This is a genomic window from Pseudarthrobacter sp. C4D7 (assembly GCF_013359725.1).
In the GTDB taxonomy this organism is placed as follows: domain Bacteria; phylum Actinomycetota; class Actinomycetes; order Actinomycetales; family Micrococcaceae; genus Arthrobacter.
In genome coordinates this window covers 1-13386 of record NZ_JABFMW010000048.1, presented here as the reverse complement: position 1 = coordinate 13386, position 13386 = coordinate 1, and the positions used below count along the sequence as shown (strand labels likewise).

At 64.2% G+C, this 13386-nt stretch carries 13 protein-coding genes and 1 pseudogene; 7 read left to right on the top strand and 7 right to left on the bottom strand.

Annotated elements, in window-relative coordinates; all coding sequences use genetic code 11:
* Positions 1–91: 91 nt before the first annotated feature.
* Positions 92–988, bottom strand: a complete 897-nt coding sequence (locus tag HNO81_RS19690) for a LysR family transcriptional regulator (protein ID WP_175319777.1) — start codon at positions 986–988, stop codon at positions 92–94.
* 127 nt (positions 989–1115) lie between these two features.
* On the opposite strand from HNO81_RS19690, the gene HNO81_RS19685 reads away from it, so the two are divergent.
* Positions 1116–2495, top strand: coding sequence for an MFS transporter (locus HNO81_RS19685; protein WP_175319776.1), 1380 nt, complete (start codon positions 1116–1118; stop codon positions 2493–2495).
* A gap of 75 nt (positions 2496–2570) precedes the next feature.
* Positions 2571–3320 carry a 3-hydroxybutyrate dehydrogenase gene (locus HNO81_RS19680; RefSeq protein ID WP_175319775.1) on the top strand — a complete coding sequence of 250 codons (750 nt, stop codon included), beginning with the start codon at positions 2571–2573 and terminating at the stop codon, positions 3318–3320.
* 3 nt (positions 3321–3323) lie between these two features.
* On the opposite strand, the gene HNO81_RS19675 is transcribed toward HNO81_RS19680, so the two are convergent.
* Together HNO81_RS19675 and HNO81_RS19670 are read right to left on the bottom strand one after the other, a co-directional pair.
* Entirely contained in the window at positions 3324–3587 is a 264-nt protein-coding gene (locus HNO81_RS19675) for a hypothetical protein (RefSeq protein WP_175319774.1), read from the bottom strand.
* A 167-nt stretch (positions 3588–3754) separates the two neighbouring features.
* Positions 3755–4129, bottom strand: coding sequence for a helix-turn-helix domain-containing protein (locus HNO81_RS19670; RefSeq protein WP_175319773.1), 375 nt, complete (start codon positions 4127–4129; stop codon positions 3755–3757).
* 121 nt (positions 4130–4250) lie between these two features.
* Between HNO81_RS19670 and HNO81_RS19665 the strand changes: the two genes are divergently transcribed.
* Positions 4251–5114: an SDR family oxidoreductase gene (locus HNO81_RS19665; protein WP_175319772.1), complete on the top strand. Its 864-nt coding sequence runs from the start codon at positions 4251–4253 to the stop codon at positions 5112–5114.
* A 93-nt stretch (positions 5115–5207) separates the two neighbouring features.
* Here HNO81_RS19665 and HNO81_RS19660 read toward each other — a convergent pair whose 3' ends face one another.
* The 3 genes from HNO81_RS19660 to HNO81_RS19650 all read right to left on the bottom strand — a co-directional run bounded on the left by HNO81_RS19660 (position 5208) and on the right by HNO81_RS19650 (position 8060).
* Positions 5208–6290 carry an ABC transporter substrate-binding protein gene (locus HNO81_RS19660; protein WP_175319771.1) on the bottom strand — a complete coding sequence of 361 codons (1083 nt, stop codon included), beginning with the start codon at positions 6288–6290 and terminating at the stop codon, positions 5208–5210.
* A 67-nt stretch (positions 6291–6357) separates the two neighbouring features.
* A complete protein-coding gene (locus HNO81_RS19655) occupies positions 6358–7224 on the bottom strand; it encodes an ABC transporter permease (protein ID WP_217509630.1) in 867 nt (288 codons plus the stop codon).
* Positions 7221–8060: an ABC transporter ATP-binding protein gene (locus HNO81_RS19650; RefSeq protein ID WP_175319770.1), complete on the bottom strand. Its 840-nt coding sequence runs from the start codon at positions 8058–8060 to the stop codon at positions 7221–7223. Before HNO81_RS19650 ends, HNO81_RS19655 begins: the two co-directional genes overlap by 4 nt.
* 227 nt (positions 8061–8287) lie before the next feature.
* Between HNO81_RS19650 and HNO81_RS19645 the strand changes: the two genes are divergently transcribed.
* The 3 genes from HNO81_RS19645 to HNO81_RS19635 all read left to right on the top strand — a co-directional run bounded on the left by HNO81_RS19645 (position 8288) and on the right by HNO81_RS19635 (position 11459).
* Positions 8288–9061 carry an IclR family transcriptional regulator gene (locus HNO81_RS19645; protein ID WP_175319769.1) on the top strand — a complete coding sequence of 258 codons (774 nt, stop codon included), beginning with the start codon at positions 8288–8290 and terminating at the stop codon, positions 9059–9061.
* 140 nt (positions 9062–9201) lie between these two features.
* Positions 9202–10530, top strand: coding sequence for a CaiB/BaiF CoA-transferase family protein (locus tag HNO81_RS19640; protein ID WP_217509629.1), 1329 nt, complete (start codon positions 9202–9204; stop codon positions 10528–10530).
* Positions 10530–11459 (top strand): hydroxymethylglutaryl-CoA lyase, encoded by a 930-nt coding sequence (locus HNO81_RS19635; protein WP_175319768.1) that lies wholly within the window; start codon positions 10530–10532, stop codon positions 11457–11459. Before HNO81_RS19640 ends, HNO81_RS19635 begins: the two co-directional genes overlap by 1 nt.
* Here the strand turns inward: HNO81_RS19635 and HNO81_RS19630 are convergent.
* A complete protein-coding gene (locus HNO81_RS19630; protein WP_175319767.1) occupies positions 11456–12925 on the bottom strand; it encodes an amino acid permease in 1470 nt (489 codons plus the stop codon). The genes HNO81_RS19635 and HNO81_RS19630 overlap by 4 nt on opposite strands.
* A gap of 205 nt (positions 12926–13130) precedes the next feature.
* Here HNO81_RS19630 and HNO81_RS20035 point away from each other — a divergent pair.
* Positions 13131–13386, top strand: a pseudogene (locus HNO81_RS20035) (endonuclease); the annotation flags it as partial.

Here is a 13386-nt window from a genome sequence, read left to right as displayed (position 1 = left end):
GCCGGCATCGCAACACCCCTTCATGGTTTCGTTGCAATGATCGTATGAATCCGCCCCGGTCAAAACGGCGTTTACTCAGCAATCGACGGGTTTAACCATTGCCCAGCAGCGCGTCCCGGTGCTCGGCCATCCGTTCCCTGAGGGCCTGCACCACGGCGGCTACCGCGGGGCGGCGCAGCGAGTCGGGGCGCAGGACCATCCAGTAGGGAAGCAGTTCGCCGATCTTCTCCGGCAGCAGGCGGACCAGGTCGTCATGCAGGTCTGCCATGAAGCACGGCAGGAACCCGATGCCGGCGCCGGCCCTGGTGGCCTCGACATGGACAAAGACGTTGGTGGAGGTCAGGCCGTCCTTCATGGCGGGCACCAGCCGCCGCGGCGCGTCGAGGTCGTCCACCTGAAGCATGGAATCCACGAAATACACCAGCGGGTGCCCGTTGAGTTCCGCAACCGTGGCAGGCGTGCCGTGCTCCGCAAGGTAGGCGCGGGAGGCGTACATGCCCAGGCGGTATTCGCCCAGCCGGATGGCTTCGGCGCGGTGCACCTGCGGCTCGCCCACCACCACCTCGATGTCCAGCCCGGACCGTTGCTGCAGGGCACGGCGGGTCATGGTTACCACCTCCACGCTGAGGCCCGGGTGGTCCCGGCGCAGCCGCGCCACGGCCGGAGCGGCAATGTAGGCGCTGAAACCATCCGTCGCGGTCATGCGCACGACGCCGGCAATCGGGTCGGGTGCCTGGCCGGCCGGTCCCAGCGTGCCCAGCACCGCCTCCACCTGTTCGGCCGCCCGCACGGCCCGCTCGCCAAGCTCCGTGAGTTCCCAGCCGCCGGCGGCGCGGGACAGGACCCGGCCGCCCAGCGACTTCTCCAGCGCGGCGATCCTGCGCGAAACCGTGGTGTGGTTCAATCCCAGGGCTTGGGCCGCCGTCGTGAACCTTGCGGAGCGGGAGACCGCCAGGAGCACCAGCAGGTCATCGGGGTTCGCGTTCATATCTGCAATTGTGCACATGCTGACTGCCTCTTTGGCCATTGAAGTGCATCATTTGTGCAGCAATACTCATCTGAGTCACTTGTGCTGGAGATCACAGCACGTGTCAACGTGGACACTAGGAGAAACAATGAGCGTAGAGCAGCGCCCGGCCAACAAGGCAGGGCATGCACCCGAAGGATCAGGACTTAAAAGGATTGTTGCCGCCTCCATGGTGGGCACCGTGGTGGAATGGTACGAGTTCTTCCTCTACGCCACCGCGGCCACCCTGGTGTTCGGCAAGTACTTCTTCCCCTCCACCGGCAATGACCTGGACGGGATCATCCAGGCCTTCCTCACCTACGCCGTGGGCTTCATTGCTCGCCCGCTGGGCGGCATCGTCTTTGGCCAGATCGGCGACAAGCTGGGCCGCAAGCCCACGCTGCAGCTCACCATCGTGATCATCGGCATCTCCACGTTCCTGATGGGCTGCCTGCCCGGCTTCGCCGACATCGGCTACCTGGCCCCCGCGCTGCTGGTGGCACTGCGCTTCATCCAGGGCTTCGCGCTGGGCGGCGAATGGGGCGGAGCCGTGCTCCTCGTGGCCGAACACAGCCCCAACAAGACCCGCGCCTTCTGGTCCAGCTGGCCGCAGGCAGCGGTCCCGGTGGGCAACCTCCTGGCCACCCTGGTGCTGTACATCATGTCCACCACCCTCAGCAGTGAGGCCTTCCTGGGGTGGGGCTGGCGCGTGGCGTTCTGGCTCTCCGCCGTGATCGTCTTCGTGGGCTACTACATCCGCACCAACGTCAGCGAGTCGCCCATCTTCCTGGAAGCCAAGGAACAGGTGGAGAAGGAACAGGCCGTCAGCTACGGCGTCTTCGAGGTCCTGCGCAAGTACCCCAAGGGCATCTTCCAGGCCATGGGCCTGCGGTTTGCGGAAAACATCATGTACTACCTGGTGGTCAGCTTCGCGATTGTTTACCTCAAGAGCGTGCACAAGTACGACACTTCGTCGCTCCTGCTGGCGCTGCTGATCGCTCACGTGATCCACTTCGCCATCATTCCGCAGTACGGCCGGCTCGCAGACCGGATTGGCCGCAAACCCGTGTATCTGGCCGGTGCCATCCTCGGTGCCACCTGGCCGTTCTTCGCCTTCCCGATGTTCGACACCCGGAACGCCGTCGTCATCGTCCTGGCCGTGACCATCGGACTCTGCCTGCACGGCCTGATGTACGCGGGCCAGCCGGCCATCATGGCCGAGATGTTCCCCACCCGCATGCGGTACTCCGGCGCATCCTTGGGCTCCCAGGTCACGTCCATCTTCGCCGGTTCGCTGGCGCCCCTGCTGGCCACCCAGTGGCTGAAGGACACCGGATCGTGGCTGCCCACGGCCATCTACCTGGTGGTGGCCTGCGCCATCACGGTTGTGGCAGTGCTTAGCCTGAAGGAAACCAAGGGCATCGCCCTGGAGGACGTGGACAGGGAAGACGCCGCCCGCGAAGGGCTGCTGACCGCTGGACAGCGCTGACCTCGCTGGTGGGCTGAACCAGCCCTTGACCCTATGGGCGCGCACGTCGTTGGCTGTACACAAGGAGAACTGCAAATGGACAACACACTGAATGGACGCAAGGCGCTGGTCACCGGCGGTGCCAGCGGAATTGGGGCCGCCTGCGTGCGCGCGCTGGCGGAGCGGGGTGCGAAAGTGGTGGTGGCCGACGTCGACGCCCGCGCTGCAGCGGCCTTGGCCGATGAGGTGGGCGGCAGCGCCTGGGAGGTGGACCTGCTGGACGTTGACAGCCTGGCCGGACTCAGCCTGGACTGCGACATCCTGGTCAACAACGCCGGCATCCAGCGGATCAGCCCGATTGAGGAGTTCGATCCCGCGGACTTCCGCCGCATCATCAGCCTGATGCTGGAGGCTCCCTTCCTGTTGATCCGGGCCGCGTTGCCGCACATGTACGACAACAAGTTCGGCCGGGTCATCAACCTGTCCTCCGTGCACGGCATCCGTGCCTCGCCGTTCAAGAGCGCCTATGTGTCCGCGAAGCACGGACTGGAAGGCCTCAGCAAAGTGACGGCACTGGAAGGGGGCCAGCACGGGGTTACCTCCAACTGCGTCAATCCCGGATACGTGCGCACCCCTTTGGTGGAGAAGCAGCTGGCGGACCAGGCCAGGATGCACGGCATTCCTGAGTCCGAGGTCCTGGCCAAGGTGATGCTCACCGAGTCCGCCATCAAGCGCCTGGTGGAACCGGCAGAGGTGGCGTCCCTGGTTGCATGGCTGGCGTCTCCGGATGCCGGCATGGTCACGGGAGCGAGCTACACCATGGACGGCGGCTGGTCGGCCCGGTAAGCATCATTCCAGGGGCTTGACCAGCCGGTGGTCGTAAAAGAAGACGCCGTGGGCGGTCTTTACGCCCACTGACCGGCGGTCCTGCCATACGACGACCCCTTCGCGCCTGCCGCTGAAGGGGTCGTCGCCTATGACTGTGTCCCCCACCCGGTAGGGGCAGCGGGTGCTGAATACGGTCAGGGTCCGGCCCAGCGCTCCGGCAAGCGCAGCCCCGAGGCTGATGGGCCTGCCCATGCCGGAAAGATCGTGCATGTAGTCTTTGGCCATGTGACGAACTCCTCCAAGCGGCAGCCCGCCGCCTGCTAACGGTGCTGGTTGGCGGAATGCTCCCAGCGGAGGATGGTCCTCCCATTCCGGCCGCCACCGTACGCTCACGCTATGCGCTATTCACACCAGCCACACCAGTAACAGGTACTCGAGTTTTAGCTTAGGTACTACTTGGCCTTTTCGGCTCCGCCGATGATGTCCCCGGCGTTCTCAAACGTCCACGCCACCAGCGGCACCAACAAGGCACTCAGTTCATAACCCCGGTCCGTAAGGCTGTAGTCCACCCGCGGCGGAATGACCGGGCGTGCGTTCCTGCGGACCAGGCCATCCCGCTCCAGTGTCTTCAGCGTCTGGGCCAGCATCTTCTCGCTGATGCCCTCGGCCCGCCGTCGTAAATCACTCCACCGCTGTTCGCCCTCGGACAAGGCAACCAGGAGCAGGACACCCCACTTGCTGGTGACGTGGTCCAGCACGGTCCGGCTGGGGCACCCGGCCGGGAACACGCCGTCGGCAAGCGCAGGAGGCAAGGGAGCCGCTTTCATGCTGCCAGCTTACCCGCAGGTGGGTACCTTACTTAAAAGTGCGTACTCTCTTTCGGGAAGTTCCTTGCTGGGGTGACAGTTGCACACAATGACCGAGTAAAAGTTCTGGAAAGGAACCATTGTGAGCATCGTTGTGACAGGCGCTACCGGACAGCTGGGCCGGCACGTTCTTGAAGCCCTCCTGGAGCGCGGCGTGCCGGCGGGAGATATCGTCGCGGCAGGCCGGTCCGTTGCCAAGCTGGCGGATTTCGCGGGGCGGGGTGTCAGTGTGCAGCCCATGGACTATGCCGACGCCGGGTCGGTCGCCGCTGCCCTGAAGGGCGCCACACGGGTGCTCCTGATCTCCGGCAGCGAAGTAGGACAGCGGGTTGACCAGCACCGCACCGTCATCGACGCGGCCAAGGCCGAGGGCGTGGAATTGCTGGCGTACACCAGCATCGCCAACGCGGACACCAGCGGCATGAAGCTGGCCGACGAGCATAAGGCCACGGAGGACCTGCTGCGTGAATCCGGTGTCCCCTTCGTGCTGCTGCGCAACGGCTGGTACCTGGAAAATTACACGGAGCAGCTGCCCGGAACCGTAGCGCAGGGAGCCATCGCCGGAAGCGCCGGTGGCGGAAAAGTCAGTGGCGCAGCGCGGGCCGACTACGCCCACGCCGCCGCCGTGGTGCTGGTGACCGACGGCCAGGCCGGCAAGGTCTACGAACTGGGCGGCGACGAGGCGTTCAGCATGGCGGACCTGGCGTCAGAGATCAGTGCGGCCACCGGAAAGGCCATCAGCTACAACGACCTCCCGGCAGGGGACTACGCAGGCCTGCTCACGTCCGTAGGGGTTCCGGAGGCCTTTGCTGGAATCCTCGCGGACTCCGATCGGGGCATCGCGCGTGGGGACCTCCTGGTCAGCACCGGTGACCTCAGCCGGCTGATCGGGCGTCCGACGACGTCGCTCGGCCAGGCGGTGCGTGCCGCCGCTGCTTCGGCTTAAAACAGCGGAACTGCAAAGTGCCCGGCCCCTTGGGGCCGGGCACTTTCGCCTGTTCCTGTTTGTTTCGCCTGTTTCGAAGGGCGGCGCGGCCGGTTACTTCACCAAGTCGTTCGTGTAGGTTTCGGACAGCTTGATGTCCTTGTTTCCCACGTCAGGGTTGGCCACCTGCTGGGTTTTAAGGACGGCCTGCACGCCGTCATCCGTGAAGGTGCCGTCCTTGCTGAGGGTCTTCTTGAGGTCATCGATGACCTTGGCGTAAAGATCCTTGTCCCCGCCAGCGAAGCTCTCCGGCATTTTGGCTGCTATTTCCGCTCCGGAATGCCCGTTGATGTATTCCAGCGTCCGCTTAATTGCCTTGGCCAGCTTAGTTGCCGTGTCCTTGTTCTGGTTGAGCCAGTCTGTCTTAGCGTACAGGCAGGCTGAGGGCCACGAATCCGTGGCGAATACTTCCTTCAGTCCTTCTGAGGTGCGGACATCCTCCAACACCACGGGATCGTGGCCGATTCGCTTGGTCAGTACAGAGACGTCCGGTTCGAGCATGACAGCCGCGTCGACCTGCCCCTGTTCAACAGCGGCAACGGCGGAAGATCCGGCGCCAATGGCGGAAACGGCTGCATCGGATTGCTGCATGTTGTTCTTTGCCAGCAGGAACTTCACGAACATGTCCGTAGAGGAGCCCGGCGCGGTGACCCCGACGTTCTTCCCCTTCAGGTCGGCAATGGACTTGATCTGGCCTTCGTTCTTCGGTGCCACCAACAGTGCCAGGCCCGAAGACTGGCCCATGTCCACAAAAGCCTTGATCTGCTGGTTCTTGGCCTGCATTTGGATGGTGTGCTCGTAGTACCCGCTGGTCACGTTGGTGCTGCCGCCAATCATGGCGGTCAAAGCCTTGGATCCACCTTGAAGGTCCTGGAGCTCAACGTCCACGCCCTCGTCCTTGTAGTAACCCAGTTGCTGGGCCAGGGTGGTCGGAAGGTAGGTCAGCAGGGTCTGTCCGCCCACACCGATAACCACCTTGCCGCCACCGCCACCGCCGGCTGCTGCTGCCGAACCGCTTTGGCCGGGAGGGGCCGCAGCGGGTGCGCCACAGGCGGAGAGGGCCAAGGCTGCCGCCGCGATCACGGTCAGCGGGCGGAGGAGGACCCGGCCACGGCGCCGGGTTGCTTTCTGTGTCATGGGTGTCCCTTTCAAGCGGGTTGTTGAATTTCGTTGCCGGGCAAGTTGGCTTGCCCGTACGGCCCGATCAGGAGGACCTGACCGGGCGCCACCTGAGCAGGTGCCGTTCAAGCCGGTTGACCAGGAGATCGATGATCAGGACGACAATCATGAGGATGAACATCCCCGCGAACACGCCCTTGGTGTCGAAGACGCCCTGCGCCTGGGCAATGGCATAGCCCATACCGCCGGAAGCGCCCAGGTACTCGCCCACCACGGCACCGGTGATGGCGAAGCCGACGCTGATATGCAGGCTTGAGAAGATCCAGGTCAGGGCGCTGGGAATGAAGACGTGGCGGAGGAGCTGCTTCTCGCTGGCCCCCAACATGCGGGCGTTATCCACCAGGACCCGGTCCACGCTTTTGACGCCTTCCAGCGTGTTGAAGAAGACGATGAAGAACACCAGGGTGAAGCCGAAGGCGACCTTGGACCAGATGCCGAGCCCGAACCAGAGCAGGAAGATCGGAGCAAGGACCACGCGGGGGAGCGCGTTGAACATTTGGAGGAAGGGGTCCATCAGCCGCTCCAGGAAGCGGACGCGGGCAAGGATGAAGCCGAAGATAAGTCCGACGGCGGCTCCCACCAGGAATGCAAGGATGGCCTCCTGCATGGTCACCCAAAGGTGGGGGAACACGAACCCTGACGATACCCAGACCCACACGGTCTGGAAGATGTCCGAGGGAAGGGGAAAGAAGAATTCATCGATCACCCCGGCGCGGCCCAAAACCTCCCACGCGCCCAGGACGATAACGGTGAGGAGGAGCTGGATGCCCCGCATGGCCAATGGCGACATTTCGCCCCGGCGGGCAGGCCGGCTAACGGGGCGGCGGTCCTGCGCTGCGCGGGGAGCGCCATTCCCGCGGGGACCTTGCCGCCGTGAACCGAGGATCGTCATGCTGCTTCACCTTCCTCAGCCATGGCGCTTTCATAGGTCTTGGAAACTTCGACTTTCAGGCGGCCCCAGATTTCACGGTGCAGCGCCACGAAGCGGGGGTCGTCGCGGATGTCAAGCAGGTCCCGCGGCCGGGGAATGTCGATCTGGTAGCTTCCCACCACCGTGCTCCCCGGCCCCGCACCGAGGATGAGCACCTCATCGGAGAGTGCGATCGCCTCGTCGAGGTCGTGGGTAATAAAGACCACCGCCTTGCCGGATTCCTGCCACAGCTGCAGGAGTTCGTTCTCCATGATTTGGCGGGTCTGGACATCGAGGGCAGAGAACGGTTCGTCCATGAGGAGGATGTCCGGATTCACGATCCACGCCTGGGCGATGGCCGTGCGCTTGCGCATGCCCCCGCTGAGTTGGTGCGGGTAGCGGTCCGCAAAATTCTTGAGGCCCACCTTTTCGAGCCAGCGTCGTGACTCCGAGTGCGCTTCGGCCTTGGACACGCCGGCCATGGTCAGGCCAAGGCTGACATTGTCAATCACGGTTTTCCACGGCAGCAGGGCGTCCTGCTGGAACATGTAGGACGCCCTTCGGTTCACTCCCGTCACTGGTTCTCCGAAGCTCTTTACCTCCCCGACGCTCGGCGTCAGGAGACCCGCGGCCATGTTGAGGATGGTTGACTTCCCGGATCCGGTGGGGCCGACGATGGAGACGAAGCGGCCGGGTTCAACCTTCAGGTCAATGTCCCGTACAGCGAAATAGGTTTCGCCCGAGGATGTTGGAAATTGTTTGGTGCACCCGGTGAGCTCCACCGCATATCCGGACGTGGCTGGCTGTGCAGCTGGCATCGTTGCCTCTTCCCGGCCAACTCCGGCCGCTTGTTTCCCCTCTGGTTCACGCTGTCGGAACAAAAATGGTGCCTTGCTCCGGGGCCGAAGTTCCGTCTGTGGACTCCGGTTTGTACTCAACAGCAGCTTGTTTGCTGCCACATCGTGGGTTCTCCATCATGATGTGGACCCGATGCTAACAGTTACTTGGATCACACTCAACGCTTTCCGGCTCATACACTTTCCCCATGAGCTCCAGCGAAACATCGGCCACCCCCCTGTTGGTCCTTCGGAAGATCACCGCCATCCTCGATGCCTTTTCACTTGCCCGGCCCGAGCTGTCGCTGGCTGAAATCCGTTCCAGCACCGGCGTTCCGCACTCCACGGTCCAGCGGCTGGTGGCGAATATGGTGCAGGAAGGAATCCTGGACCGGCACGGCGATCGCTACCGGGTGGGCGTCCGGATGGCCCACTGGTCGGCGCCGGCAACCCAAGGGCTGGATTTCCTGGAACTACTGACTCCGGTGCTGCGCAGGCTTCGCGATGAGCTGGGTGAAACCGCCTGCATCTTTCGGGAGTCCCAGGGCAAACGCGTATGCATCGCCCTGGCTGAAACCCGGCGCATGCTGAGGCGCGTCGTCAGCGTGGGCGAGATCATGCCGCTGCACGTCGGCGCGGCCGGGCGGGTCCTCCTCGCATGGAACCCTGAGGTTGCAGAGCACATCTACCGGTCGGGCCTAAAGTCCTTGACCAACCAGACCATTACCGATGCCGCAAGCCTGGAGGAGGCGGTGGCAAAGGCCCGGGCTGATGGCTTCGCCATCACTACCGGCGAGCGGGTGTCAGGCGCCAGTGGCATCTCGGCGCCGATCTTCGGGCCGCAGGGAGAGCTCTTCGGGGCCCTCACGGTGATGGGGCCCGCGCTGAGGATGCCGTATGACGTATGCGCCTCCTGGCTGGAACAGGTCCTGGCTGCGGCGGAGGAGGCTACCCGGGTGATCGGCGGCACCATCCCGCAATAGGACTGATTTGGACCCCTCTATCCACATGGTGAATTTAGGTCCACAATATGAGTTGTCGTGTCAACGATGTCCCACGATCCCACCGGCAGTCGGTGCACCGCGGCCCGGGCCCGGTTGCCGGCAGAACAGGAGCCCCAAACATGGTGGAAACGTCACAGGCTGCGCCTCCCGAGGGAATGCGTGGCGGCCAGGATCCTGATTCCGGACCTGTTGCTGAGGTCCATGCCCATGACGGTGCAGCGCCTGATCGCGGCCATGGCATTGAAGCCGGTGCCGGACCCCTGGCTGGCGTGCGCGTCCTGGAGCTCGGATCACTCATCGCGGGCCCCTTTGCGGGCCGGCAGCTCGCAGACTTCGGTGCGGAGGTCATTAAAATTGAGTCTCCCGACCGCCCCGACCCCATGCGCGAGTGGGGCAGGGCCCGGATCGACGGACACACGCTGTGGTGGTCGGTCCAGTCCAGGGGGAAGAAGTGCGTCACGTTGGACCTTAAATCTCCCCGCGGGCGGGAATTGTTCCTGGACCTGTGCAGGGAAGCCGACGTTATCCTGGAGAATTTCCGCCCCGGGACACTCGAGAAACTTGGGCTCTCGCCCGACGTGCTCTGGCAGTCCAACCCGGGCCTCATCATCGCCCGGGTTTCCGGCTACGGCCAGACCGGACCCGACGCCAACAAGCCGGGCTACGCCTCCGTTGCCGAAGCCCGCGGCGGCCTGCGCCACCTCAACGGATACCCGGACCAGGCCCCGCCACGGACAGGCATCTCGCTGGGGGACAGCCTGGCGTCGCTCTACGCGCTGCAGGGAATCCTGCTTGCCTTGTATTGGCGTGATGCCAAAGGAGGCACAGGGCAGATCGTCGATGTTTCACTCGTGGAGTCGTGCTTCTCCCTCCTGGAAAGTGCCGTGCCTGACTACGCGGCAGCTGGAGTGGTTCCGGGTCCCAGCGGTTCAGGGTTGAAGGGAATAGCGCCGTCGAACATCTTCCAATCCAGCGACGGAAAGTGGGTGGTGATCGCTGCCAACCAGGACTCCGTCTTCGTACGGCTTGCCGCAGCGATGGGCGTGCCGCAGCTGGCTTCCGACCCTCGTTACAACAACCACGCTTCCCGCGGGGCCAACCAGGAAGAGCTGGAACAGCGCATCGCCGAATGGGCCGCAGGCTTCAACCACGGGGACCTGGTGGCATGCCTTGACCGGCACGCTGTTCCCAACAGCACTGTGAGTACCATCGAGGACATCTTCGAAGACCCCCAGCTTCGGGCGCGCGGGATGCTGGTGGAAGTTCCCGATGAACAGTTGGGGGCTGTGGTCCAGCCCGGCGTCGTCCCCAAGCTCTCCCGGACCAGCGGAGGCATCGCATGGAACGGACCACTGGTGCCAGGTGCCCACAACGGCGACGTCTACGCCGGTCTGCTCAACCTCAGCGCCGAACAATTGCAGGATGCCAAGGATGAAGGGGCAATCTGATGAACGGAAAGTCAGCAACCACGAGGGCCAGGGGGGCGGTGTCCATCGTGGATGTCAGCCCCAGGGACGGGCTGCAGAACGAAAAGATTCCTGTCAGTACGGACGACAAGTTGCGCCTCATCAACGACCTGATCGCACTAGGCGCCAGGCGAATCGAGGCTGTGAGCTTCGTGAATCCCAAAAAGGTTCCGCAAATGGCCGACGCCGACGCCGTCATGGCCGGGGTGCGCCGGGACGCCGGCGCCAGCTACATCGGCCTCGTTTTGAATACCCGCGGTGCGCACAGCGCCGTGGACGCAGGGGTGGATGAGATCAACTATGTCCTGCCCGTGACAGATGCCTTCGCGGCAGCCAACCAGAACACGACGGTTGCTGCCGCCCTGGACGCGCTCGAAGAGGTGTCAGGGATCGCCGCTGCCTCGGCCATCCCCCTCACTGTCACCGCCGCCGTCGCTTTCGGCTGCCCGTACCAGGGCGACGTTCCGGGGGAACAAACTCTTTCTGTCGTCCGGAGCGCGCTGGAGAGGGGTCAGTTGGCCGAGGTAGCACTGGCAGATACCATCGGCTGTGCCGTCCCTTGGCAGGTAGGTGAGGTCTTTGCCTCCCTGGCGTCGGAAACGGACGTGCCGCTGCGGGCACACCTGCACGAGACGCGCCACACCGCACTGGCGAACACCTATGCGGCCATGGCAGCCGGCGTTACGGTCTTCGACAGTGCGGTGGGAGGTCTGGGCGGCTGCCCGTTTGCCCCCGGCGCGGCAGGCAATGTTTCCACCGAGGACCTGGCCTGGATGCTGGCGCGGGCAGGATTCTCCACCTCGATCGACCCACAGGCTGCCACAGAGCTGGGCCGTTGGATCTGCGCCAAGGTGGAGACGGCCCCGCGCTCGGGGCTCTCCGGCGCAGGAGTGTTTCCCCAGGTTGCCTAGGAGGAGACCACCGGCAGGGGCGAGGTTTCGTCCTCAAGGTGGGCCCGCCGTCGTCCGTCACCCTTGGTCCACAGGTGGTACGCCAGGACCAGCAGTCCCAGCCATACCGCGCCGACATACAGGGCGATGCGGGTATCCTCGAACGCTCCCAGCACGCCAATGACCAGCACCATGAACGCGATGGTCAGGATCGAGGCGGCCGGCCACCACGGGGATGGGAATTCCGACGCCGGCAGGCCCTTCCGTGCGATTTCCCGCTTCATGGCCACATGCGACGCCAGGATCATGACCCACACCCAGACGGTGGCAAAGGTGGCGATGGAGGCAATCACCAGGAACACGTCTTCCGGGATGACGGCGTTGAGGACCACGCCCACCAGCAGGATGCCGGCCATCATCACCACGGTGAGCCAGGGGACGCCGTGCCGCGAGACTTTCCCGAAGGCCGCGGGAGCGTGGCCCTGGTTGGACAGTCCGAAGAGGATGCGGCCGGCACCGAAGATGTCGCTGTTGATGGCCGACAGCGCGGCGGTGATGACCACTGCGTTGAGGATATGCGGTGCTGCGGGGATGCCCAGGCTGCTGAAGATCTGCACGAAGGGGCTGCCGCTGGTACCCACCTGGTCCCACGGGAAGAGGCTCATCAGGACGCCCAGCGTGAGGACGTAGAACAGCAGCACGCGCACGGGGACGGTATTGACGGCCTTGGGAATGACCTTCTTGGGGTCGGCTGCCTCGCCGGCCGTGATGCCCAGGGTTTCGATCCCGCCGAAGGCGAACATCACTACCGCGAAGGATGCCAGGAGGCCTTCGAAGCCGTTGGGGAACAGGCCGCCGTGCTCAACCAGGTTGCCCAGGCCGGGCGCCACGGTGGAGTCCGCGGCCTGGAAACCAAACACGATGATGGCGGCGCCGCCGGCAATCATGGCAATAATGGCCGCCACCTTGATCAGCGAGAACCAGAACTCCAGTTCGCCGAAGACCTTGACGCTTAGCAGGTTCAGGGCCGCCAGGAAGCAGATGACGGCCAGGATCCAGATCCAGCGGTCCACCTGCGGAAACCAGAAGCCCATATAGATGCTGAACGCTGTGACGTCGGCAATGGCGACGATCGCCATCTCGAACACATACGTCCAGCCGGTTACGAAGCCGGCCAGGGGACCAAGGTAGCGGCTGGCGTACTGGCTGAAGGAGCCGGACACTGGATGCCGGACAGCCATTTCGCCCAGGGCGCGCATCACCATGAAAACGGCCGCGCCGCCGATGATGTAGGCCAGTAAGACGGCCGGTCCTGCTTTTTGGATTGCCGAGGCGGAGCCGTAGAAGAGCCCGGTGCCGATGGCAGAGCCCAGGGCCATGAAGCGGATGTGCCGGACGTTCAGGCCGCGGTTGAGGGCATGTCCGACGACGGCTGCCGGCTTCTTCTTCTCCACCGGGTTTTCGGCCCGGGTTGGGGTGGATTGCATAGAGTTACCTTCTCGTCTTTGGGAGGGGAGCCGGTAACCAGCAGACCATTTTCGGGCCCTTCGTGATGAGGCTCACGCAGGGTTGGTGTCTTCGGTTCCAGACTGTCGGCAGCGAATACACGCCCGACGGCGGCGGGCGGCTTTTCGGACCGGGCGGGAGTCCTGTCCGCCATGGATTGTCAGACCCTCGCGCGATGATGGGGTTATGGGAATGGCGGCGGTGGTGAGGGCGTTTGAGGATGTTCGTGCTGCCCTTGCTGTGCTGGTTGCTGAGGTTGATGGTGCCGGGGTGGAGCCGTTTTCCGGTGCTGACCCTCTGGCTGGTTTGGCGGATGGTTGCCTGGACATTCTTGCCGGTGCCCGTGAGGTCGAAGCCGGGATTGCAGCGGTGAAGGCGAAGGCCGCCGTAGCGTATGCGGAGAGCGCCCATGGTGTTGCGGGGCCGGGCGTGCCGGTTGGGG